This is a genomic window from Muriicola soli (assembly GCF_004139715.1).
In the GTDB taxonomy this organism is placed as follows: domain Bacteria; phylum Bacteroidota; class Bacteroidia; order Flavobacteriales; family Flavobacteriaceae; genus Muriicola; species Muriicola soli.
Window position 1 is genome coordinate 1,628,901 of record NZ_CP035544.1, and the last position, 22,115, is coordinate 1,651,015.

At 42.0% G+C, this 22,115-nt stretch carries 24 protein-coding genes; 10 read left to right on the forward strand and 14 right to left on the reverse strand.

The genetic code is table 11. The annotated features are described in order from the left end of the window. Positions 1-4: 4 nt before the first annotated feature. A complete protein-coding gene (locus tag EQY75_RS07335) occupies positions 5-646 on the reverse strand; it encodes a protein-L-isoaspartate(D-aspartate) O-methyltransferase (RefSeq protein ID WP_129604409.1) in 642 nt (213 codons plus the stop codon). Between the two features lie 112 nt (positions 647-758). Between EQY75_RS07335 and EQY75_RS07340 the strand changes: the two genes are divergently transcribed. From EQY75_RS07340 to EQY75_RS07375, 8 genes are read left to right on the forward strand one after another with little or no spacing between them, the layout of a single operon-like run. After that, entirely contained in the window at positions 759-1,724 is a 966-nt protein-coding gene (locus tag EQY75_RS07340; protein WP_129604411.1) for a Gfo/Idh/MocA family protein, read from the forward strand. A 21-nt stretch (positions 1,725-1,745) separates the two neighbouring features. Beyond that, complete coding sequence (locus EQY75_RS07345; protein ID WP_129607020.1) at positions 1,746-2,639, forward strand: 3-hydroxyacyl-CoA dehydrogenase family protein; 894 nt, start codon at positions 1,746-1,748, stop codon at positions 2,637-2,639. After that, on the forward strand, positions 2,639-3,874 hold the full coding sequence (locus tag EQY75_RS07350; protein ID WP_129604414.1) for a DUF1015 domain-containing protein: 1,236 nt from the start codon (positions 2,639-2,641) through the stop codon (positions 3,872-3,874). Before EQY75_RS07345 ends, EQY75_RS07350 begins: the two co-directional genes overlap by 1 nt. An 8-nt stretch (positions 3,875-3,882) precedes the next feature. After that, positions 3,883-4,536, forward strand: coding sequence for a YggS family pyridoxal phosphate-dependent enzyme (locus EQY75_RS07355; RefSeq protein ID WP_129604416.1), 654 nt, complete (start codon positions 3,883-3,885; stop codon positions 4,534-4,536). Positions 4,537-4,571: 35 nt separating this feature from the next. Next, positions 4,572-5,702: an exonuclease domain-containing protein gene (locus tag EQY75_RS07360; protein WP_129604419.1), complete on the forward strand. Its 1,131-nt coding sequence runs from the start codon at positions 4,572-4,574 to the stop codon at positions 5,700-5,702. Further along, complete coding sequence (locus EQY75_RS07365) at positions 5,699-6,538, forward strand: ion transporter (protein WP_129604421.1); 840 nt, start codon at positions 5,699-5,701, stop codon at positions 6,536-6,538. Before EQY75_RS07360 ends, EQY75_RS07365 begins: the two co-directional genes overlap by 4 nt. Continuing rightward, on the forward strand, positions 6,538-7,452 hold the full coding sequence (gene miaA, locus EQY75_RS07370; RefSeq protein ID WP_129604424.1) for a tRNA (adenosine(37)-N6)-dimethylallyltransferase MiaA: 915 nt from the start codon (positions 6,538-6,540) through the stop codon (positions 7,450-7,452). Before EQY75_RS07365 ends, miaA begins: the two co-directional genes overlap by 1 nt. After that, complete coding sequence (locus EQY75_RS07375; protein ID WP_246019820.1) at positions 7,445-7,948, forward strand: gluconokinase; 504 nt, start codon at positions 7,445-7,447, stop codon at positions 7,946-7,948. Before miaA ends, EQY75_RS07375 begins: the two co-directional genes overlap by 8 nt. 45 nt (positions 7,949-7,993) lie before the next feature. Here the strand turns inward: EQY75_RS07375 and EQY75_RS07380 are convergent, their stop codons facing one another. From EQY75_RS07380 to EQY75_RS07440, 13 genes are all read right to left on the reverse strand, one after another. Then, positions 7,994-8,713 (reverse strand): response regulator transcription factor, encoded by a 720-nt coding sequence (locus tag EQY75_RS07380; RefSeq protein WP_129604426.1) that lies wholly within the window; start codon positions 8,711-8,713, stop codon positions 7,994-7,996. Positions 8,714-8,719: 6 nt separating this feature from the next. Continuing rightward, on the reverse strand, positions 8,720-10,297 hold the full coding sequence (locus tag EQY75_RS07385; RefSeq protein WP_165200581.1) for a sensor histidine kinase: 1,578 nt from the start codon (positions 10,295-10,297) through the stop codon (positions 8,720-8,722). A 72-nt stretch (positions 10,298-10,369) separates the two neighbouring features. Continuing rightward, positions 10,370-10,963, reverse strand: coding sequence for a dephospho-CoA kinase (gene coaE / locus EQY75_RS07390; RefSeq protein WP_129604429.1), 594 nt, complete (start codon positions 10,961-10,963; stop codon positions 10,370-10,372). Beyond that, a complete protein-coding gene (locus tag EQY75_RS07395) occupies positions 10,960-11,916 on the reverse strand; it encodes a CdaR family protein (RefSeq protein ID WP_129604431.1) in 957 nt (318 codons plus the stop codon). The genes coaE and EQY75_RS07395 overlap by 4 nt, the downstream gene beginning before the upstream one ends. Further along, positions 11,913-12,923, reverse strand: a complete 1,011-nt coding sequence (locus EQY75_RS07400) for a glycosyltransferase family 2 protein (protein ID WP_129604434.1) — start codon at positions 12,921-12,923, stop codon at positions 11,913-11,915. Before EQY75_RS07400 ends, EQY75_RS07395 begins: the two co-directional genes overlap by 4 nt. Before the next feature lie 64 nt (positions 12,924-12,987). Further along, on the reverse strand, positions 12,988-13,806 hold the full coding sequence (locus tag EQY75_RS07405) for an enoyl-ACP reductase FabI (RefSeq protein WP_129604436.1): 819 nt from the start codon (positions 13,804-13,806) through the stop codon (positions 12,988-12,990). 44 nt (positions 13,807-13,850) lie between these two features. Then, positions 13,851-15,503: a DNA repair protein RecN gene (gene recN / locus EQY75_RS07410; protein ID WP_129604439.1), complete on the reverse strand. Its 1,653-nt coding sequence runs from the start codon at positions 15,501-15,503 to the stop codon at positions 13,851-13,853. Positions 15,504-15,566: 63 nt separating this feature from the next. After that, positions 15,567-16,460: a type IX secretion system protein PorD gene (gene porD / locus EQY75_RS07415; protein ID WP_129607026.1), complete on the reverse strand. Its 894-nt coding sequence runs from the start codon at positions 16,458-16,460 to the stop codon at positions 15,567-15,569. Beyond that, complete coding sequence (gene coaBC / locus EQY75_RS07420) at positions 16,453-17,658, reverse strand: bifunctional phosphopantothenoylcysteine decarboxylase/phosphopantothenate--cysteine ligase CoaBC (RefSeq protein ID WP_129604441.1); 1,206 nt, start codon at positions 17,656-17,658, stop codon at positions 16,453-16,455. The genes porD and coaBC overlap by 8 nt, the downstream gene beginning before the upstream one ends. Then, entirely contained in the window at positions 17,659-17,994 is a 336-nt protein-coding gene (locus tag EQY75_RS07425) for a DNA-directed RNA polymerase subunit omega (RefSeq protein ID WP_174719396.1), read from the reverse strand. It abuts the gene before it with no gap. Next, complete coding sequence (locus EQY75_RS07430; protein WP_129604444.1) at positions 17,991-18,833, reverse strand: outer membrane protein assembly factor BamD; 843 nt, start codon at positions 18,831-18,833, stop codon at positions 17,991-17,993. The genes EQY75_RS07425 and EQY75_RS07430 overlap by 4 nt, the downstream gene beginning before the upstream one ends. Positions 18,834-18,943: 110 nt before the next feature. Further along, positions 18,944-19,831 (reverse strand): 4-hydroxy-tetrahydrodipicolinate synthase, encoded by an 888-nt coding sequence (gene dapA, locus EQY75_RS07435; protein ID WP_129604446.1) that lies wholly within the window; start codon positions 19,829-19,831, stop codon positions 18,944-18,946. Positions 19,832-19,833: 2 nt separating this feature from the next. Continuing rightward, entirely contained in the window at positions 19,834-20,367 is a 534-nt protein-coding gene (locus EQY75_RS07440) for a DUF6913 domain-containing protein (protein ID WP_129604448.1), read from the reverse strand. 80 nt (positions 20,368-20,447) lie between these two features. Between EQY75_RS07440 and EQY75_RS07445 the strand changes: the two genes are divergently transcribed. Both EQY75_RS07445 and EQY75_RS07450 read left to right on the forward strand, forming a co-directional pair. After that, positions 20,448-21,206: a 5'-nucleotidase C-terminal domain-containing protein gene (locus EQY75_RS07445; RefSeq protein WP_129604451.1), complete on the forward strand. Its 759-nt coding sequence runs from the start codon at positions 20,448-20,450 to the stop codon at positions 21,204-21,206. Further along, positions 21,203-22,114, forward strand: coding sequence for a bifunctional metallophosphatase/5'-nucleotidase (locus EQY75_RS07450; protein WP_129604452.1), 912 nt, complete (start codon positions 21,203-21,205; stop codon positions 22,112-22,114). Before EQY75_RS07445 ends, EQY75_RS07450 begins: the two co-directional genes overlap by 4 nt. The last annotated feature ends 1 nt before the right edge of the window (position 22,115 follow it).

Consider the following 22,115-nt stretch of genomic DNA (forward strand, 5'->3'; position numbering starts at 1 on the left):
CTTACTAGTTTTTATCTTCCAGCAGGGGTACAAATCGAAAGTTTCCGAAAGTTTCCCTTTTAAATTCCGTTTCTGAATTCCTTGTTATCCGCATCATCACCTGGTCCTCTTCTCCAACCGGGATTACCATCTTACCTCCAATTTTGAGCTGGGATAATAATTTTTTTGGGACTTCGGGTGCACCGGCGGTAACTATAATTCTGTCGAATGGGGCGTGCTCAGGAAGTCCTTTGTAGCCGTCGCCAAATACTAATTTCTTGGGACGATATCCCATTTTCTTAAAGAAGATGTTTGTTTTTTTAAAAAGCTCCAGTTGTCTTTCTACGGTGTAAACTTTGGACTTTAAATGCAAGAGGACGGCAGTTTGATATCCGCTACCCGTTCCTATCTCAAGAACTTTATGACCCGGAAGCACGTCTAAAAGTTCGGTTTGAAAAGCCACTGTGTACGGCTGTGAGATGGTCTGTTCTGCAGCAATGGGAAAGGGTTTGTCCTGGTAGGCATGGTCTTCAAAACTACTGTCCATGAACAAGTGTCTGGGAATGCTTCGTATGGCATCAACCACTTTTTTGTCCTCAATGCCTTTGGCAGCCACGGTATCTGCCAATTTATTCCGCATGCCCTGATGTTTAAAGGTATCTTTCAATAAGTCTGTTTTATCAAATGTGCTTCTGCTCCGTGTAAAGTTAGCACATTTCAGATTTTTTAGCTGAGATGAATTAAGATTAATCTCCGTATTTTTGACAAAATTTTAAAGTATGCTGAAAGTTGGTGTTTTAGGTGCTGGGCATTTGGGGAAAATTCACCTGAGACTTTTAAATGAGTCGTCTAAGTACGAGTTGGTTGGATTCTACGATGCCGATTCTATTCACGGAAAAAAGGTGGAAAAAGAATTCGGATACACCTATTTTGACAATATAAATACCCTTATTGAAGCGGTCGATGTGGTTGATATAGTAACTCCTACCCTATCCCACTTCGATTGTGCTAAAAAAGCCATGGAAAAAGGGAGACACGTATTTCTGGAAAAACCTATCACCAAAACCCTTGAAGAAGCGCAAAGCCTGATCGCCATGGAAAAACAATACGGGGTGAAAGGTCAGGTAGGACACGTGGAGCGCTTTAATCCGGCTTTTACGGCCGTTAAAGATCTCATTCACAATCCGATGTTCATCGAAACGCACAGGCTCGCTGAATTCAATCCCAGAGGAACTGATGTACCTGTGGTCCTTGATTTAATGATCCATGATATCGATGCCATTCTGAGCGTGGTCCCTTCAGAAGTTAAGGACATACACGCCAGTGGGGTTTCTGTGATCAGTAACTCACCTGATATCGCCAATGCGCGAATCCAATTTGAAAACGGATGCGTTGCCAACCTTACAGCCAGCCGAATCTCGCTGAAAAACATGAGGAAATCCAGATTTTTTCAGCGTGATGCTTACATCTCAGTCGATTTCTTAGAGAAAAAGGTGGAAGTCGTTAAAATGAAAGATGCTCCTGAAAAGCCGGGCGAATTTGATATGGTCCTTCAAAATGCCGAAGGAATGAAAAAACAGATCTATTTTGAAAACCCTGAGATCAAAAGCAATAATGCGATCCTTGACGAATTGGAAACCTTTGCAGATGCCATCAATCAGGATACTACCCCCGAGGTGACCTTAACAGACGGAACCAGGGCCCTGAGGGTTGCACTGCAAGTGATCGCGTCATTTGACCTATAACACGTAAACGAGCTAATAATGATAAAGAATATTACTGTAATTGGTGCCGGGACTATGGGTAATGGAATTGCCCATGTGTTTGCACAGCATAATTTTAAGGTGACACTAGTGGATATTTCAGAGAAGGCACTGGAAAATGGTATAAAGACGATTCGCAGAAATCTGGATCGTATGGTTCAAAAAGAAACCCTCAGTGAAGAACAGCTTAAATCGACGCTCGATAATCTGACAACATCAACAGATCTTCAAAATGCCGCTGCCAATGCTGACCTGGTTGTTGAAGCCGCAAGTGAAAACCTGGATATTAAACTAAATATCTTTAAGGACCTGGACAATATTTGCCCTCCGGATACCATCCTGGCAACCAATACGTCATCAATCTCCATTACGCAGATAGGAGCTGTTACTCAAAGACCGGATAAGGTCATAGGGATGCATTTTATGAACCCCGTCCCTATAATGAAACTCGTTGAAATCATAAGAGGCTACTCCACTTCTGATACTACGGCAAATACCATCATGGAACTGTCGCTAAATTTAGGCAAGACACCAACCGAGGTCAATGACTACCCCGGGTTTGTCTCAAACCGTATTCTGATGCCCATGATCAACGAGGCCATAGAAACCTTGTATAACGGAGTGGCCGGTGTTGAAGAAATTGATACCGTGATGAAGTTGGGAATGGCACATCCCATGGGGCCTCTTCAATTGGCAGATTTTATCGGACTGGATGTTTGCCTCTCCATTCTGCACGTACTCTACGACGGCTTTAAAAATCCAAAATACGCTCCCTGCCCTCTTCTGACCAATATGGTGATGGCAGGTAAGCTAGGCGTTAAATCAGGAGAAGGTTTCTACGATTATTCCGAGTCTAGAAAAGCAGAGAAAGTTGCTTCCCAATTTAAAAGAGCGTAATGGCCAAAGTAAAACCATTCAGGGCCATCAGGCCGGCTCCAGATAAAGTAGCCCATGTAACATCCCGGTCTTATGAAGTCTACTCTAAAGAAGAGCTAAAGGCTATTCTAAAATTCAATCCATTTTCCTTTCTCCATATTATCAACCCTGGTTTTAAATTTCATAAAAAAGTTTCGGGAGCGGAACGATTCCAACTGGTTCACAATCGCTACATGGAATTTCTGGAAGAAAGAGTTTTTATCAAGGAGAAAGAACCCAGTTTCTACCTCTACCAGATAAAAAAGAATGATTTTAGCTGTTGCGGGATTTTCTGTGCCACCAGTGTTGCTGACTATCGCAACAATGTTATAAAAAAGCACGAAAACACTATTGAGAGCAGGGAGAGATTATTCGCCCAATACCTCGACACTGTAAAATTCAATGCCGAACCCGTTTTGATGACCTATCCGGATCATCCCACCCTTGCCGGAATAATAAGCAAGACTAAAAAAGAGGATCCGGTATACCATTTCACGACCCCGGACAGGACCACTCATTTCCTGTGGAAAATATCCTCCTCCGAAGCCGTGAGATCCATTGAAAAAACATTTTCTGAAATGGACAGTCTGTATATCGCTGACGGACATCACCGCAGTTCCTCTTCAGAATTGCTGGCCCAATGGCATGAAGCTAAAAACCCCAAGCACAACGGGAAGGAAGCCTACAATTATTTTATGAGTTACCTTATACCGGAGAGCGAAATCAGGATTTTCGAGTTTAACAGGCTGGTAAAAGACCTGAACGGGCATTCCAAAGAGTCTTTTTTAGTAAAACTCGACGAGCTGTACCGGATTAAAAAAACGGATACAGAGTTGTACAAACCAACTAAAAAGCACCACTTCAGCATGTATTTGGACGGGGATTTCTACTCCCTCTATTTGAGAAAAAATGTACTTCCCCTTGAAGATCCCTTGAGCAAATTAGACACACATATTCTGTACAAGACTATCCTTGAGCCTATCCTAGGAATTAAAGATTTGCGGAATGATAAGCGCATCCAATACGGATACGGAAAACACAACGTACTGCGGATGAAGACGGAGATCGACAAGGGCAATTTTAAAGTGGGATTTAATCTGGTTCCGATCACTATTGCCGAGATCAAGGCCATTGCGGATGCACAATTGGTAATGCCCCCGAAAAGCACATATATAGAGCCTAAATTAAAAAGTGGGCTCACCATCTACGAATTATAATACAACATATGTCTATCGCAGAGAACTTGAAAAAAATAAAAAATGATCTTCCTTCGGATGTCACCTTAGTAGCGGTATCCAAAACCAAGTCGAATGAAGAAATTCTGGAAGCCTATAATACAGGACATCGCGTTTTCGGGGAAAACAAGGTTCAGGAAATGACTGAAAAATGGTCTTCCTTGCCAGAAGACATAGAATGGCATATGATTGGCCATGTGCAACGAAACAAGGTAAAATACATGGCTCCTTATGTTTCTCTTGTACACGGCGTGGACAGTTTAAAACTACTCCGCGAAATAAACAAGCATGGGCGAAAACACAGCAGGGCGATCCCTTGTCTGCTCCAAATGTTCATTGCTAAGGAGGACACTAAATTCGGTTTTGACGAACAGGAATTACAGGCTCTCCTTGCAAATGAAGAGTTAAAGGATTTTAAGCATGTAAAAATCATGGGGCTGATGGGCATGGCAACTTTTACGGATAACAGGGATCAGATCCGCCAGGAATTCCATTCTCTGAAAACAATGTTCGACGCCCTAAAGTCTGTTATGCCCGAAGTATCTATACTTTCCATGGGGATGAGTGGAGATTACGATATCGCCATAGAAGAAGGCAGCACTATGGTCCGGATTGGAAGTAGTATCTTTGGGGCAAGACAATAACACACGGTAAATAAGGAGCAAATTCAGCGCATCCCATGTACTCAATCTTAGACATAGAAACTACAGGAGGAAAGTACAACGAAGAAGGTATAACCGAAATCGCCATTCATAAATTTGATGGTCATAAGGTGGTCGATCAGTTTATCTCCCTGGTCAATCCCGAACGTGAAATACAGCCCTTCGTGGTCAATCTGACGGGAATTAACAGTAAAATGCTGCGTACCGCTCCGAAATTTCATGAAGTTGCCAAACGCATAGTTGAAATAACCGAAGGCTCTGTCATAGTTGCCCATAATGCCCAATTTGATTACCGGATCCTCAGGACAGAATTCAGAAGACTGGGATACAATTTTGAACGCAAGACCCTTTGCACTGTTGACCTGGCAAAAAAATTGATCCCGGAAGCCGAATCGCATAGCCTTGGGAAATTGGTGAGATCACTTGGCATCCCGGTAAGTGACCGACACCGCGCAAACGGCGATGCCCTTGCCACACTCAAATTATTTAAAATATTACTGACTAAGGACCTCAATAAAGAGATCATCAGCGAAGTTACCCGTGCCGAAACGCATGGAGAATTAACACACCGGCAATTGAAGATCGTTGATCAGATGCCCTCGGAAACCGGGGTGTATTACATGTATAACAAGGACAAAAAGATCATTTACAGCGGAAAGAGTACAAATATTAAAAAAAGGGTAAATGAACATTTTACCTCTGACACTTCCCTGAGCAGGGGTATTCAGAAAGAAACACGGAAGGTAACCTTTGAGCTTACCGGAAATGAACTCATCGCCTTTCTGAAACTCCATGAAGTAATCAAAAGAAATCCCCCCAAATACCAACTAAAAAGTGAAGATCTTGAACTTGATCTACATCCAAATGGTCAGGAGAATGCCAACAATAGTGTATTCAATATTGCAGGTAAGGATATAATGGTAGTAGATAAAGGAAGGGAAGTGGGCGAACGCAGTGCAATTCTTATAAAAAAAGGTCGACTGAAAGGAGTGGGTTTCTACGAACTAAATTATCAAATCAATAATATTCATATCTTGGAATCAATATTGACCCCTATGGAAGGGAACAAGGATATTTCCAGACAAATTTCTTACTACCTAACCCATAGGAAGGTCCTGAATATAATTGAGCTGAATTCGAAACCATGACGGAGAAGCCATCCAGAAAAGATTGGAAATCAAAATTACACGAGGTCATCTACGGCACGCATACGCCTGCCGGGAAGATGTTTGATATCGTACTCCTGGTCGTGATCCTTTACAGTGTAATCATTGTAATGCTGGAAAGTGATTCTCGTTTTGATGAGAAATTTCACGGGTTTTTAAACATTTCCGAGTGGATCGTAACTATACTCTTCACCATTGAATACATCCTGAGAATTATTTGTATCAAGTCGCCCAGGAAATACGTTTTCAGCTTTTTTGGTATCATCGACTTCCTCTCTACTATTCCCAAGTACTTGTCCCTGTTTATTATGGGATCGCAATACGTAGCTGCTTTTAGAGCCTTGAGGCTTCTTAGGGTTTTCAGAATCCTCAAATTGGTCAGGTTTATAGGAGAATCTAACAATCTGGTCCGGGCTCTCAGAGCCAGCAGGACGAAGATCTTGGTCTTTGTGTTTTTTGTCCTTATCGTTTCTGTTCTCCTTGGTACGATCATGTATCTGGTGGAAGGCCCTGAGCACGGGTTTAATAGTATTCCTCATAGTGTCTACTGGACCATCGTTACGCTCACTACAGTGGGTTACGGTGATATTTCCCCTCAAACAGGTCTAGGACAATTTATCGCCACCTTCATTATGATCGTGGGATATGGCATTATCGCCGTTCCCACAGGAATTGTCAGTGCGGAATACGCCTCCTCAAATCGCAAAAATAAGGACAGTAAAAAGAAGGACAAATCCTGTGCAGAATGTGGTACGGTTATCCTTAAGGAGGATGCGCATTACTGCAGGGTATGTGGATTCAGGCTAATTGAAGACTGATGGCACAAAAAACCCTTTTGGTAATTGTGGGGCCAACTGGGATAGGAAAAACCTCCCTGGCTGTACAACTTGCAATTCATTTTAAGACTGAAATTATCTCAGCTGATTCCAGGCAATTCTACAAAGAGATGAATATTGGTACGGCAGTCCCTACCAAAGAGGAATTGAAGATGGTGCCTCATCACTTCGTACATCAGATAAGTGTACATGAAAACTATACGGCCGGAGATTTTGAAAGGGATGCTATCAAGAAATTGGATGAACTATTTAAATACCACGATATTGTATTAATGGTTGGGGGAAGCGGATTATACATCGATACGGTGGTCTACGGCATTGATTCATTCCCGAAAACAAAACCCGGCTTGCGCCAAGAACTCCAGAAGGAACTGGAAGAGAAAGGGCTAAAACCCCTTCAGGAGGAACTCAAGCTTCAGGATCCCGATTATTACCAGAAGGTGGATCTACAAAATCCACAACGCATCCTAAGGGCCATAGAAGTGATTCGTTCCAGCGGGAAACCGTTTTCTGATTTCCTGGGTAAGGCTAAAGTAAAAAGGCCTTTTCAGTCTGTCATATTGGGGTTGGAAGCCCCTAGGGAGATAGTTTATCAAAGAATCAATAGCCGTGTTGATCAAATGATGAAATCAGGGCTACTTGAGGAAGTAAAGACCCTTAGGAATTATAAACATCTCAACGCCCTGCAAACGGTTGGATACAGGGAGATATTTAGCTATTTGGAGGGCGAATCCGACCTAGAAAATGCCATATTAGAAATAAAAAAGAATACGCGAAGGTTTGCCAAACGGCAGGGAACCTGGTTCCGAAAAAACAAGGAAATAAGATGGATTCCCTATAACCGGGATTTAACAGAGCATATTCAATTCATTGACCAAATAATTGAAAATGGGTAAAGACGAACATACAAGCGGGGTGTTCTTTATCATGGGTGTTTCTGGTTGTGGAAAATCTACCATAGGGCGTCTTCTGTCCCACGCTCTGTCATTGCCATTTTATGACGGTGACGATTATCATCCTGCAGAAAATGTCGCGAAAATGTCCAAGGGCATTCCCCTCAATGATCGGGACAGGGAGTCCTGGCTGCAGGCCCTGAATTCCCTTGCTCAAAAAAATCAGAAAACAGGTGCCGTAATCGCCTGCTCCGCCCTTAAAAAGCATTACCGGGACACTTTAAAGGACAGTATCGTACCACCCCCCATATGGATCTACCTGCAAGGCAGCTACGAAACGATCTTAGATCGGCTAAAGCAAAGGAGAGATCACTTTATGCCTTCACACTTGCTAACCTCCCAATTCGAGGCCTTAGAAGCTCCTGTGGATGCCATAGAAGTCTCAATAACGCTTGAACCGGAAATGATCCTGAAAGAAATCCTGAAGCAGATAAAATAAAAAAGGCAGCGAATTGCTGCCTTTTAGTTTTATTTGGGCTCTGATTTACCCTTCTTTCTTATCGGATTTTACAACCAGTCTGAAACCTTCCCCGTGTATGTTCAGGATTTCAACAAGTCCGTCTTTCTTCAGATACTTCCTCAATTTAGCAATATAAACATCCATACTACGAGAGGTAAAGTAATTGTCATCCCTCCAAATTTTAGTCAGTGCAAGTTCCCTCGGCATTAAATCGTTTTCATGAAGGGCAAGTAAGCGAAGAAGTTCGTTTTCCTTAGGGGAAAGTTTGATAGGTTCTTCGTCCTTGTATTTCAGGAATCTCAATTTGGAGTTCAAATGAAAATTTCCAAACTTAAATTCAAACTGTTTACTATCAGCCAAAGTACTCGATGCTTTTCTCTGGAGTATGGCTTTGAGTTTCATCAAGAGGACCTCTGAATCAAAAGGTTTGTTCAGATAATCATCGGCACCTGCCTTATACCCTTTGAGGACATCTTCCTTCATTGTTTTTGCCGTAAGGAAAACGATAGGGACGTTCTCGTTCTTGTCCCTGATTTCCTTGGCAAGAGTAAAACCATCTTTATAGGGCATCATAACATCGAGAATACAAATGTCAAAATTGTCTTTTTTAAATTTCTCAAACCCTTCCATCCCATTCTTGGCCAGAGTGACATCAAAATCGTTCATAGAAAGATAGTCCTTCAGCACAATTCCGAAATTCGGATCATCCTCAACCAATAATATTTTCTTATTAACTGTTTCCATAATACTTTAAATTAAGGGCATTTTTATGTAAAAAGTACTTCCTTTCCCTTTTTCACTTTCCGCAGAAACCTCGCCCTGATGATCTTCCACTATTTTTTTTACATAGGCCAATCCAAGCCCATGTCCTTTGACGTTATGTATATCTCCGGTATGTTCCCGGTAGAATTTTTCAAAAACCTTTTTTAGTACGGCCTTACTCATTCCCGCACCCTGGTCCTCTATTTTTATGATGATATAATTCTTTGCAACCTCTGTATGCACATCAATTTTTGGTGCATCGGGAGAGTATTTTATGGCATTGTCAAGGATATTGACCAGGACATTTCCAAAATGCATATCGTTAGCCAGAATCTCGTCTCTTTCTGCGTCCAGGTGGGTATTGATATATCCTCCTCTGTCCAATACAATGAGTTCTACGTGCGAAATTGCCTTATGGATTAAGGCGTGTACCTTCACCCTGTCTTTAGAGATATCCAATTGGTTTCTTTCCAGTTTTGAAATGCGCAATACATTCTCTACCTGGGCGTGCATTCTTTTGTTTTCATCCCGAATCATTTGCAAATATCTCATGACCTTTTCCTGGTCCCCGATGATTTTGGGATTACGAATTGCCTCTACTGCCAGATTTATAGTAGCAATAGGCGTTTTAAATTCGTGGGTCATGTTATTTATAAAATCCGATTTAATTTCAGAGATCTGCTTTTGACGGATCAGCTGATGGATAGCGCTAGCATAGGCGATCACGATCACCAGGGTGAACAATAATGACAAGAAAGCCATTCCCAAAACCGATTCAAGTAAGAATTTCTTCTTTTTTGGAAATGTGAGCAGTAAGGTAAAATTGCTACTCCCCTCGCTATTCTTAAATATCGGTGCCTTGTATATCGTGGATTCAGCAAATTTAAATCGTCTCGATTTTACTTTGGTAGGTAAACCTCTGCTGTAAATGCCATATTGAAAATCGGTATCGATTGCCATATTGCTCAGCTCCTGATTCAATAACAATTCGATCTCTTGTTTTGAAACCCTTTTATGTATAGGCACGTTTTCGGCATATTCCCTGTAAACGTCATCAAAAACAGCCTTGTCTACCGTAGACAATCCTCCTATTTTTTCAAGCTTCTGAATAGGATTAAGCCGATATCCTCTTCCATCCAAGCCATATTCTTCCTTATATATGGTTTTGGTCCGTTTACTGGTCACATTTTTAATCTGGGTGCTATCTCCCGTAACACTGTCAAAGAACGTCGATGCTATATTGTAGTCCTCTTCCAAGATACCATGAGAGTAGAAAGTAATTTCATTTGAATTGGAATCCCGATCAATAAAGAAAATATTGCTGAGATGCGAACTCTTAACTACCCCCAGACTATCCTTAAGGCTGAGAAACCTGTCGGAATAATCCCTCATCTCTCTCTCCTCAATCTTGTCTGTAACCCGATTGAGTACTTCTGCTATCGCATTTGAGAACTGTTCCTCTTTGTCATCTACAGATCGCTTGATCCAGTACAACTGTACCGAAATTATCCCAATCAGGGATAAACTCATCAGGATGACAAGAAAAACAAATAATCGCTTATTCATTTTGCGGTAAAATTAAAAATTTAACATTTAGGGGATTGTCTGTTTAACCTAACCTTAACACAAATGTTAAAATTATTGTTTAACTGCCGTCTCGATTAATTGCCGGTGGATTTCCTTCACCCTCGCCTGACTACCCGGAAGGTCTGAATTATGAATCACAAAGTCGGCCAGTGCTTTTTTCCTTTTTTCTGACCATTGGTGCTTCATTCGCTTCAAGATATCTTCTTCTGATAGTTGATCTCTTTGCTTGATGCGAAGAATTCTAGTCTTTTTTGGAGCCGTCACCAGGATCATATAATCAAACTCCTCGAAACCTCCATTTTCATAAAGGATCGCTGCTTCCTGAATCACATAGGGTGCTGTTTGGCGTTTTGCCCATTCTCTGAAATCCGCACGCACAGCAGGATGCACCACTTGATTTAATTGTTCTAATAATTCACTATCCGAAAATACCTTCTCTGCTATAAAAGTCCTGTTCAATTGCCCTCCCACATAAGCACTATCTCCAAATAATGCAATAACCGCTTTTCTGATCTCTGCATCCTCCATAAGAAGGCGACGTGCTTCCATATCCGAATTGTAAACCGGGATACCGAGTTCGATAAACATTTTGGCTATGGTTGTTTTACCACTTCCCATTCCTCCGGTCAGGCCAACACGAATCATTCTCTCTTTAATATAAATTCTACCCTGTCTTGCAATAATTGCGCACTGGGAACTCGTTCTGGTTGTTTCACCAATCGAATGGGAAGGAAAGACGAATTTTCCTGTACTTCTTTTAGGTCTGCTATAACCTTAAAATCTGAAGGAGACAGATCCTTTAAAATTTCCAGCCTCGCTTTACACAGTACTTCCACCTTATTTGGAAACGTCCTGATCTGGGTACCATCCGGGAGATTCACCACCTCTATGGCGATTTCAAGAATCTTTTCAGAAAAACGGAAGACGTCCGCAGAAAGCTGAACTTCCTCGACATTATATTTAGTATTTAACAGTGATTGTGGTTTAATCAACTTAAGGGTCCTCGAAATACTACCGTCAATTTCAGTGAGCTCCACTTGCTCGGTGTAGACTTTTAAGAGTGTATCCAATTCTTGTTCTGGCCCCGTTAAAATGACCGAATCGGGAAGAATTTTCAGTGGACCTTCAAGGAGGTAATTCTGTGCCAAGTTGATTCCCACATTCGGTTCTACGGGCAACTTTTTACTCACGAGGCGGGAAAAATACAGAAGAAGTGTATCATCAGCCATCTGTACGATGGTCATATCTCCAGGCAGGGCAGCATCAATTTGATCCCTGTAATCTTGATTTGGGAGGTAGAAATTTTGGTTATTGTAAGCCACTTTCCCCAGATCAATCGCCAATTCTCCTGAAGTGAAACGGGAGCTTAAGAATTGCCAGCCACTTCCACGAACACCTAAGGTGATGTCTTTCTTAGAGGAATTCATCAGCATAAGCGTGTCGGGTGAATTCGTAAAAATAAGCTCAAAAGTGATCCTTTCCGTATAGGTCTCGGATAGCTTGCTGATTAGCCATGCCCCAAAAGAACACAATAACAGGATCGCAAAAACCTTTACTTTGCGCTTTGTAGCTCCTTTCATGGCTTTTTTTGCGGTCATTCCTGTTCCTTAAAAAATAAAGCGGGAAATAATTCCTGAGGTTTCTTTCTACTAAAAGTAAGTAAGAATGTCGACTTAAAAAAACCCAAGCCGTAAGCAATAAACTGGATAAGAACGGCAAAGACAGACATCAATGCTATAGTTATAGTACGATTCTTATAAAGGGAGTCAATAAAAACCACAATAAAATAAAAAAGGTAGGCCAGAATGAGTACAGGGTTTCCTAACAAGGCCAAAATCACCGCAAACACCATCCCTGATATAAATAAAGTGGGGAGCCAATAAGACAAACGGGCAGTTCCCGAATGCCACTTATTGAGAATTGGTCTCACCATTCCAAATTTCTTAACCTGGGAGTAAAATTTTTTAAAATCAATCCTTCTTTTATGATGTACCACGGCCTCTGGAATCAGTTTAGATTTGTATCCAAGTTTCCAAAGCCTGAAGGTGAGATCCGGGTCTTCTCCGGGATGTATCCTCCCAAAGCCCTCAGATCTTTCGAAAGCTTCCCTGGAAATTCCCATATTAAAACTTCTGGGTTGAAATTTTTCTGTAGACTTTTTATTTCCCCTTAGGCCACCTGTTGTTAGCATAGCTGTCATGGCATAGTTTATGGCCTTCTGGGTTATGGTAAAATCGGGATGTGCGGTATCAGGACCCCCGAAAAAATCGACGTAATCCTCTGTTAGTGATGCATGTATTACAGCCAGATAATTGGGTGGCAGAAGGCAATCGGAGTCCAGGATGATAAAATAATTTCCCCTGGCCTTCTTCATCCCAAAATTCCTGGAATCTCCCGGGCCACTGTTCTCCTTGAAATAATATTGAATATTTATTTTCTCTTCATATGATTTGGCAATATCCTCAGAAGGATTTTGTGATCCATCTTCTAGGATCACAACTTCGTATTTTTCAGAATAAGTCTGGGTCACCAAACTCTCAAGGAGTTCTTTTATTTCCTCAGGTCTGTTGTAAACCGGAATAATCAGTGAGAAAGAGAGTTGCATCTATTCATTTAAAAGAAAGGCCACCCTGTTCCGGGATGGCCCTTTATAGCGGTGTCGTAATTAGTTAATCCTGATCGGTAAATTTTTCTATTACCTCCTGACTAACCCCTGTCATGGAAAATCCTCCGTCGTGGAAGAGATTCTGCATCGTGACCTTTCTGCACAGGTCAGAGAAAAGGGATATGGTATAATTGGCACAGTCGAGTGCCGTGGCATTCCCCAAAGGAGACATTTTTTCGGCATAAGCGATAAATCCATCAAAACCTTTTACTCCCTGTCCCGCAGTAGTGGGGGTTGGTGATTGCGAAATGGTATTCACCCTGACTTTCTTTTCCTTCCCGAAAAAGTAACCGAAACTGCGTGCTACCGATTCAAGATATGCTTTATTGTCGGCCATATCGTTGTAATCCGGGAAAGTACGTTGTGCGGCCATATAAGTAAGCGCAACTATGCTACCCCATTCATTCATGGCGTCTGCCTTGTACAGGCTCTGCATCACTTTGTGGAAGGAAAGCGCTGAAACGTCCCATCCTTTAGTTGTAAAGTCGTATTTCTCATCCGTGTAGAGCCGACCCTTTCGCACATTGACAGACATCCCGATAGAATGAAGAACAAAGTCGAGTTTTCCCCCTAAAATCTCTTGTGACTTAGCTACGAGATTCGCCAAATCCTCCTCATTGGTGGCATCAGCCGGAATGATTTCGGCATTGGTCTTTTTCGCCAATTCATTAATCTGCCCCATCCTCATTGCAATGGGGGCATTGGTAAGGACAAAACTTCCGCCTTCTTCATGAACCCGTTCCGCTGTTTTCCAGGCAATTGAATTCTCATCCAATGCTCCAAATATGATTCCTTTTTTTCCCTTGAGTAAATTGTATCCCATGTTGTTATTCTTAGGTTATTCCTTTAAATATATTTAATTTATTCTTAATTGAGTAACTGTTTGGCATGTGCCATAGCGGAGTCTGATAATGCTTTACCTCCTAACATCTCGGCCAATTCTACTACGCGATCCTCACTGTTCAGTTTTATCATTCTCGTTCGTGTTATCTTACCATCATCTTCCTTAAAAACTTTATAATGATGATCTCCCTTAGAAGCTACCTGGGGTAAATGGGTTATTGAAAAAACCTGCATATGGGAAGACATCTTTTGCATGATCGCACCCATTTTATTCGATATCTCCCCTGAAACTCCGGTATCTATCTCATCAAACATAATGGTAGGGAGTTGTTCGTATTGAGCGAGAATCGACTTTATGATAAGCATGATTCTGGAGAGCTCACCCCCTGATGCATTCTTTTTAAGTGAACCGAATTCCCCTCCCCTGTTGGCAGAGAATTGGAAAACAAAGTGGTCCCGACCCGTAGATGAAAAATCATTCAGCTCTTCTAATTCCATCCTGAAACTCGCATTGGGCATCCCCAATTCCTGAAGAGCCGTTTCGAGCTTTTGCTGAAATTCGGGAATAATAGCGGTTCGTCGATTGTGCAATTGCAGTGATAGTTTGCCTAATTCCGATTCTGCATTCGTCAAATGTTTTTGCTGCGATTCTATCTCTGCTTCCAGATTTTCATTTTTACTGATCTTCTCTCCAAGTTCCTCCTTGATTTGTGCTAGTTCTTCAACTGTAGATGCGTTGTGCTTTTTTTGAAGAGAGTACAGCAATTGAAGTTTTCCATTAACCTCCTCAAGTAAGCCGGGATTAGGCATAACCTTGTCTTGCAGGGATTCTATTTCTGTTACTATGTCGTCGATTTCCAGAAATACGGATTGTATTCTCTGTGATAAATCGGCATAACCCGAACCGTAGTTTTCCAGCTTTGAAATACTGCCTTTGAGGTTTGTGAGAGAAGTTTGAATACCTATTTCCTCGTGTGTGAGGATCTGGTGACTTCCCGACAATTGTTCCAGGATACTTTCCACATTACTCAATTCTTCGTAAGTCGACTCCAATTCTTCGAGTATTCCACTTTGCAGAGGAGCGTTTTCCAGTTCGTTGAAAAGAAAATTATTGTAATCCTCTTCCTTTTCTGATTCTGTCTGCATTTGTTTGAGGGCTTGCAGTTTTTTCTTTGCTGAAGTATAAGCTCTTAAGTGAGAATTGTATGTAGTGAGGAGTTCCTTATTGTCTGCCAGGGCATCGATTACCTTCAACTGAAATTCATTTTCAGTGAGCTCCAGAGTTTGGTGTTGCGAATGGATATCGATAAGCCGTTGTCCCAGGGCCGACAGGATGTCCAGAGTTACTGGAGAATCGTTGATAAAAGCCCTTGATTTACCGCTCGGATTTATTTCACGCCTTAGAATCGTCTGGGGATCATAGTCGAGATCGTACAAACGAAAAAGGGGTTTTAGGTTGTAATGTTCAATTTGAAATTCGGCTTCGATGGTACATTTACTGTCCTTATCCCTCAACGTACTCAGGTCTGCACGTTTTCCCAGAACAAGGGAAAGACCACCTAAAAAAATAGATTTACCTGCACCTGTTTCTCCTGTGATCGTGCTAAATCCGCGATCAAAGGCTACCGACAGGTCATCGATAAGTGCGTAATTTTTTATGGTCAGATGGGTCAGCATAGTCCTCGGCCTTAAATCTACGGTAAAGATAACCGAATATGCGCTGTAAAAAAATGGGGTTTCTCAATATTTTATTTCATTCCAGGTAGAGGAATAAAAGGGGGCAACTTTATTGAGACTTGATTTCAGGGCTACGATGTCGACCTTGGGGCCATCGGAAAATATATTGAGGATCTCTTCCGATTTAGCGTCGAAAAAAGTCTGGATTAAAAAAGCGTTAGGCCTTCTTTGAATTAGGGTTTCGAATAATCGCATCGAGCCGGAAATAACTTGTTTTCCGGTACTATTGTTGTCACCGAGAATATCGAGTCCCTTACGGTGGTAGTTATACATAGCGATACGGTATTCTCTAAAGGTATTGGATAACAGATTATCAACCAGGACAAAGCGTGTACGGTTATCTGTAGCAGATTGGTTCCAGCCCGCAAAATTACTCCCCTGTGCCTGCGTCACTATTTTTTGGGCTTCCTTATAAAACTCTGTTCCCCCTTCCAATGCGAACGTATCCGCATCGAGTCCCAAAACGATGTAGACGTAATAGGCTATTACCCCTACCAAGTTAGAATCGAATAAGTTAGGATTGTAAATCAAAGGCTGAAACTCTATGTACTCAAAATTAAATTGGTTGTCCTTGTAATTAAAAACAGGACTCTCATAAGAAGTATTGAATACAGGTCTCGAAGATTGAATTTGGATGTTGGCTTCAAATCGGTTCGATTCGAATTTGGTAACCGTGATAAACATCCTTGCATTGACCCGTTCATTTTCTTTGTAAACCCGATTGGTCCATTTGTTCCTGTTTACAAAATCGTTTAAAGAGCGCTCCAGGGTCCGGAAGATCTGCTGGTTGGTCTGCCCAACCTGATCCGAATTTACAGTGACCACACAATTGAGTTCCTGAGCCCAAAAATTTAATGAACTGAAAAATAGTAGAAGAAGAATAACTGTGCTACGCATGGAGGCGATCAATAATTTCATTCCAAATATCCACGGCCACGTCGGCTTTGGTCTTTACATCAAACGATTTTATTGAAGAATTCTTGTCTATAAAGGTGATTTTGTTTGTCTTTCCTCCAAAACCAGCTCCTTCGTCTTTCAGGGAGTTGAGAACAATTGCGTCGAGATTCTTTTTCTTCAGCTTTGACAGGGCATTAGAGAGTTCGTTTTCCGTTTCCAGTGCAAATCCAAGCAGGAACTGATTTTTTTTAGACTTGCCCAAAGTCTGTAAAATATCCTGATTTTTAACGAGCTCCAGGGTAAGGTGTTCCGATTTTTTCTTGATCTTTTCCTGAGCTGCGGTTTTTGGTTTATAGTCGGCAACAGCAGCAGCCGCTATTACGATGTCGGCCTCTTTATATTCGCCCATGACGGCATCAAACATCTCATCGGCGCTGGTTACTTTAAGTACTTTGATGTATGCGTCAGCTATTGCCAGAGCAGAGGGGCCTAATACCAGAGTCACCTCAGCACCAAGGACGGCAGCCTTTCTGGCGAGTTCAACGCCCATCAGACCTGTAGAATGGTTCCCAATATAGCGAACAGGATCAATAGCTTCGTGAGTGGGCCCTGCGGTAATCAGGACCTTTTTACCATCAAGAGGCAGGCCTTTTCGCATGTGTTCCAGGACAAGGTCGATTATGCCCTCCGGTTCTTCCATCCGACCTTCCCCTTCCAAACCACTTGCCAGTTCTCCACTTGCTGCCGGAATCATTACATTACCAAAGGACTGAAGTTTTTCAATACTCGCTTTAGTTGAAGGGTGTTTGTACATGTCCAGATCCATGGCAGGCGCAAAATAAACAGGACATTTTGCAGAGAGATATGTCGCTAAAAGTAGATTATCACATACCCCATTGGCCATTTTTGATAATGTGTTGGCGGTAGCCGGGGCAATTAGCATAAGATCTGCCCATAATCCAAGTTCAACGTGATTATCCCAGTCAAGTGTTCCTTCCTCCTCTTTGACAAAGTCGAGATGGACCGGATTCTTAGACAAGGTGGCGAGCGTTAGGGGGGTAACAAAAGAAGCGGCGCTCTCCGTTAAAATCACTTTAACTTCAGCGCCTGCTTTAATCAGTAGTCTAACCAGAAATGCAGTTTTATAGGCGGCAATACCTCCGGTAATTCCCAAAAGGACTTTTTTGCCGTCTAACATTTACTGATCGTCTTTCTCTGTATTTCGGTGGTAAATTTTATCCTCAAGCCACTCTGTGATTGCCATGGCATGAGGTTTGGGTAATTTTTCGTAGAATTTCGAAACTTCAATCTGTTCCTTGTTCTCGAAAACCTCCTCCAGACTATCGCTGTAAGTAGCGAATTCCTCTAACTTTTCCAGCAATTCCTTCTTAATCTCAGAATTGATCTGAACAGCTCGTTTTGCTGTGATCGAAATCGCTTCGTAAATGTTCTCGGTTTTTTCGTCAAATTCGTTTCTATTGATCGTAACCGTAGATACGGGAGCCTTGGTGTTTTTTAAATCATTCATATTCATTTCGATGTAATTTCTTGGGCTTTGTAGGGAGCCAATTGTTCATTAATTTTCTCAATGAGATTGTTCGCATCCTTTTGAAAGCTGGTTTCAGGATAATATTTTATTAAATTGTTGTACGCAGTTTCTGCAGTTTCAAGTCGTTCCTGCTTTCTATTCTCTGTACTGTTCAGGGCGAGATTTGCTGTGGCTACTAGTTTTAAATAAAGGGCCTCTTCTCTGAAAACCGTTCCCGGAAAATCTGAGACAAAATTATCAAGCGCTGCCACGGCAGAAATACTGTAATCTAAAATATAGGAGTTGCCAAGTTTTGTGAATTGCTTGGCAATCTCAAAGGCCTTCTTTTCCTTTTTGGTTGTGAGTTCTTTAGCCATGGCATTAGCCTCTGGCAGGAACTCCGATTCGGGATAGGTATTGATAAAATTCTGCAGCTTTACGAGTGCTTTATCCGTATCTGTCTGATCCAATGAATACCTTGGAGACAACATATAATAACTTTTTGCCCCCAGAAATGAAGCCTCCGCTGCCTTATCGCTTTTTGGATATGATTTTATAAATCTCTCGAACTGATATCCAGCAAAATTGTAATTTTTGATCTGAAAGTAGGTGTCTGCAAGAAAAAACAAAACCCGCTCTCCCTGTGGTTTTCCTACGTATTTGGGAGCGATCTGCTCAAACAGGCGGTTGGCTCTCTTGAAGTCCTTTTCCTCGTAGAATTTCTCAGCCATATCGTACTTAGCCTTAACATCTTCGTTCTTGAGTACCTTCTGGTATTCATTGCAGGAGAAGAATAAGGTCAATACCAAGGCAAGTGGTAAAATTTTATGGAGCTTCAAAAACATTTTGCAAAATTAAGGATTCCTGTTGGAATATGAAACTAAATCTTCTTAACAAACATAATCTGAAAACCGATCTAAATAGCAGATATTGAGGAACTTTTAACGATTAACGATCAGATCGGAATAGCGAAAGACTGAACAAAAGCAGAAATCTTCGATTTGAGTTCAGGGGAAGCTTCTACCAGTGGCAATCTTACCCTGGCGGTTGAAATCCCAAGACTTTCGAAAATAGCTTTGATACCTGCGGGATTACCTTCTTCAAAAATCAGAGTCATCCCCGGTGTGAGTGCATTGTGCAATTGAAAGGCTTTATCGAATTCCCCATTAAGGCCGTAACGAATCAACCCGGACATTTCTGCGGGCATTCCCTGGCCTAGGACCGAGATCACGCCAATTCCGCCTTCAACTACGGTGGGTAACGCGGTGATGTCATCTCCTGATATCACATAAAAACCCTCGGGAACTTCCCTGATCAATTGCTTGATCTGCTCAATATTTCCACAGGCCTCTTTTATCCCTATCACGTTAGGACAAGACTCGGCAATCCTCACCACCGTTGAAGGCAAGATATTACTCCCCGTTCGTCCTGGTACATTGTAGAGAATTAAGGGTTTGGAACTCGCCGCCGAGAGTACCTTATAGTGCTGGTATATACCCTCCTGAGTAGGTTTATTGTAGTAGGGAGAAACAGACAACACGGCCTCAAAAGGATCAAGGTTTGTTCTTCTTAGCTCCTCTTCCACCTCTCTTGTATTATTCCCTCCTATGCCTATTACCAGTGGTAGTCGGCCATTATTCTCGTGGATCGCGGTTTCAACAACCTTCTTTTTCTCCTCCTTTGTCAGGGTTGCGGATTCTGCAGTGGTTCCCATTATTACCAGGTAATCCACTCCGCCTTCAATGGAATGCTTCACAACCCTTTTCAAGGCTTCCAGATCTAGAGCCCCATCTTTGTCAAAAGGGGTGATCAAGGCCACACCTGTCCCGTATAATTGTTCCATTTTCAAAATTCCTGCAATACTTTTAGATATTTCTTTAATTCCGTTTTGAAGGTGTTGAAATCCTGCATGGGCGACTGGATGATTAAATCGTTAAGATCAGGATCCAATTCGGCAAAGCCCACCTTAATCCTCGCCTTGGTCTTAACAGTCATCAATTTTAATATGAGCGTGTCCTGAGTGTAATAGTTCAATAACAAGTCGTACTCTTTAGTCAGGAATTCCAGGGCATAACTATTCTCCACAGCTCCACCCCAACCCAGGTCTTTATCAGAAAACACAGGAGTGGCATAGGGAGAATTCTTATCGTAAAATGATCTGTACCCCATTATTTTCACAGCATTCGGTCGTAAATTCAACAGCTCTATTAATTGATAAAAGAGGTCTGCATTTTGGAAATTGTCCAGATCCACAATGACACCAACCTTATTCAGACCCTTTTTCGAGATTCCCGCTTCCGGAACTGAAAGGAGCTCATTCTTCAAGTATTTTTCACCTGATTTCTGTTTGAATTTGTCCTTTAGTGCCTGTAAAAACATTTATCTTTACCTTTTCACCAAAGGTAATTATTCTCCCTGCAATTTCTGCTGTAAAGTTAGTTGCTTTAGCTTGTTTAAATATGAAACATTTTGTTTTATTTATAACATTTCTGTACTTGTCGTCCTGTACTGACAGGTCTTCTCACCTCCAATCGATTACCGGTAAACAGCTTTCAATAGATTCCAGTATTGCGGTTGATGATTCTGTTGAAGCCTACTTAAAACCCTATCGGGACCGCGTGAATGCAGTTCTAGACAGTACCCTGGCCTTTGCTCCGAGAAACATCGATAAACGAGATGGAAAATTGAATTCTTCTCAAGGCAATCTCATGGCCGATATCATTCTAACACAGGCCGCCCCTATTTTTAAATCGCGTACTGGCGAAGATGTAGACCTCGCCCTGATGAATTACGGTGGAATAAGGAATGTAATTTCTGCAGGACCGGTGACGGCCCGTACGGCATACGAGGTAATGCCTTTCGAAAATTATATCGTGGTACTACAAATCTCAGGAAGTGTGGTGAGGGAGATGGTGAACTATTTAGTATCCTCAGACAGGCCTCAACCAATGAGTGGGCTGCAGATCGTATTGAATGGTGAAGGCCGACTTCAGGAAGTGACTATACAAGGAGTTCCGCTGGATGAAGAAAAGACCTATAACCTGGCTACCATCAATTACCTCCTTGAAGGTGGCGGCAACGCCGATTTTCTAATAAATAATACCGGGGTCACGGACCTTAATTATCTGCTTCGCAATGCGATGATTGATTATTTCAAATCCGTCGATACGCTGCGGGCATCAGTAGATAATCGATTTATTCAATTAAAAAATCCATGAGACGAAGATCATTTGTGTACCAATCAATGGCCGGAGCCGGATATATGGGTTTAGGAGGATCGGTATTAAACAGTTGCACAAACTCAGCCCGGAAAAAGATCACCATACTTCACACCAATGACGTGCACAGTCATTTAGACCCTTTTCCCAAGGATCATGCAACTTTTCCGGATATGGGTGGGATTGGCAGGCGTGCCTCCCTAATTTCTTCTATTCGAGAAGAGAACCCCAATTCCTTACTGTTGGATGCAGGAGATATTTTTCAGGGGACACCCTATTTTAATTTTTACGGGGGAGAACTGGAATTTAAATTGATGAGTAAGCTCAAATACGATGCGGCTACACTTGGAAATCACGATTTTGACAACGGTTTGGACGGACTGCTAGCCCAACTTCCTTATGCCAAATTCGATTTTTTATGCTCAAACTACGATTTCACAAACACCGTATTACATGGCATGACCTCCCGCTACAAAGTCTTTTTGGTGGATGGGGTTAAAATAGGTGTATTCGGTTTGGGGATTAACCTTGATGGCCTTGTAACTAAAAAATTATTCGGGGAAACCCAATATCTTGATCCGGTTGAGATATCCCTGGATGTAGTAAGGACTCTGAAAGAAGAATTACTTTGCGATCTGGTTATATGCCTATCTCATCTGGGCTTTGAATACAGGGACAAGCAGTTGGCCAGTGACGTAATACTGGCTTCTCAAACAAAGGATATCGATCTTATTATTGGAGGTCATACCCATACTTTCCTCGAACAACCCGTTGTCCGGATGAACCGAAAAGACCAACCCGTACTGATCAATCAGGTGGGCTGTTACGGGATCAACCTGGGTCGTGTTGATTTTCTTTTTGACGGTTCTAAACTCAGGGACGGCCAAGGAGTCTCTATATCGGTATAAC

Coding starts and splice junctions, on each gene's coding strand:
- EQY75_RS07405 (WP_129604436.1), bottom strand. CDS start 13,806: ATGGGATACAATTTACTCAAGGGAAAAAAAGGAATCATATTTGGAGCA.
- EQY75_RS07425 (WP_174719396.1), bottom strand. CDS start 17,994: ATGAATATGAATGATTTAAAAAACACCAAGGCTCCCGTATCTACGGTT.
- EQY75_RS07380 (WP_129604426.1), bottom strand. CDS start 8,713: ATGGAAACAGTTAATAAGAAAATATTATTGGTTGAGGATGATCCGAAT.
- dapA (WP_129604446.1), bottom strand. CDS start 19,831: ATGGAACAATTATACGGGACAGGTGTGGCCTTGATCACCCCTTTTGAC.
- coaBC (WP_129604441.1), bottom strand. CDS start 17,658: ATGTTAGACGGCAAAAAAGTCCTTTTGGGAATTACCGGAGGTATTGCC.
- coaE (WP_129604429.1), bottom strand. CDS start 10,963: ATGATTCGTGTTGGCCTGACCGGAGGAATGGGAAGTGGTAAAACAACC.
- EQY75_RS07350 (WP_129604414.1), top strand. CDS start 2,639: ATGGCCAAAGTAAAACCATTCAGGGCCATCAGGCCGGCTCCAGATAAA.
- EQY75_RS07440 (WP_129604448.1), bottom strand. CDS start 20,367: ATGTTTTTACAGGCACTAAAGGACAAATTCAAACAGAAATCAGGTGAA.
- EQY75_RS07385 (WP_165200581.1), bottom strand. CDS start 10,297: ATGAATAAGCGATTATTTGTTTTTCTTGTCATCCTGATGAGTTTATCC.
- EQY75_RS07375 (WP_246019820.1), top strand. CDS start 7,445: ATGGGTAAAGACGAACATACAAGCGGGGTGTTCTTTATCATGGGTGTT.
- EQY75_RS07400 (WP_129604434.1), bottom strand. CDS start 12,923: ATGCAACTCTCTTTCTCACTGATTATTCCGGTTTACAACAGACCTGAG.
- EQY75_RS07445 (WP_129604451.1), top strand. CDS start 20,448: ATGAAACATTTTGTTTTATTTATAACATTTCTGTACTTGTCGTCCTGT.
- recN (WP_129604439.1), bottom strand. CDS start 15,503: ATGCTGACCCATCTGACCATAAAAAATTACGCACTTATCGATGACCTG.
- EQY75_RS07340 (WP_129604411.1), top strand. CDS start 759: ATGCTGAAAGTTGGTGTTTTAGGTGCTGGGCATTTGGGGAAAATTCAC.
- miaA (WP_129604424.1), top strand. CDS start 6,538: ATGGCACAAAAAACCCTTTTGGTAATTGTGGGGCCAACTGGGATAGGA.
- EQY75_RS07360 (WP_129604419.1), top strand. CDS start 4,572: ATGTACTCAATCTTAGACATAGAAACTACAGGAGGAAAGTACAACGAA.
- EQY75_RS07355 (WP_129604416.1), top strand. CDS start 3,883: ATGTCTATCGCAGAGAACTTGAAAAAAATAAAAAATGATCTTCCTTCG.
- EQY75_RS07365 (WP_129604421.1), top strand. CDS start 5,699: ATGACGGAGAAGCCATCCAGAAAAGATTGGAAATCAAAATTACACGAG.
- EQY75_RS07450 (WP_129604452.1), top strand. CDS start 21,203: ATGAGACGAAGATCATTTGTGTACCAATCAATGGCCGGAGCCGGATAT.
- EQY75_RS07430 (WP_129604444.1), bottom strand. CDS start 18,833: ATGTTTTTGAAGCTCCATAAAATTTTACCACTTGCCTTGGTATTGACC.
- porD (WP_129607026.1), bottom strand. CDS start 16,460: ATGCGTAGCACAGTTATTCTTCTTCTACTATTTTTCAGTTCATTAAAT.
- EQY75_RS07395 (WP_129604431.1), bottom strand. CDS start 11,916: ATGACCGCAAAAAAAGCCATGAAAGGAGCTACAAAGCGCAAAGTAAAG.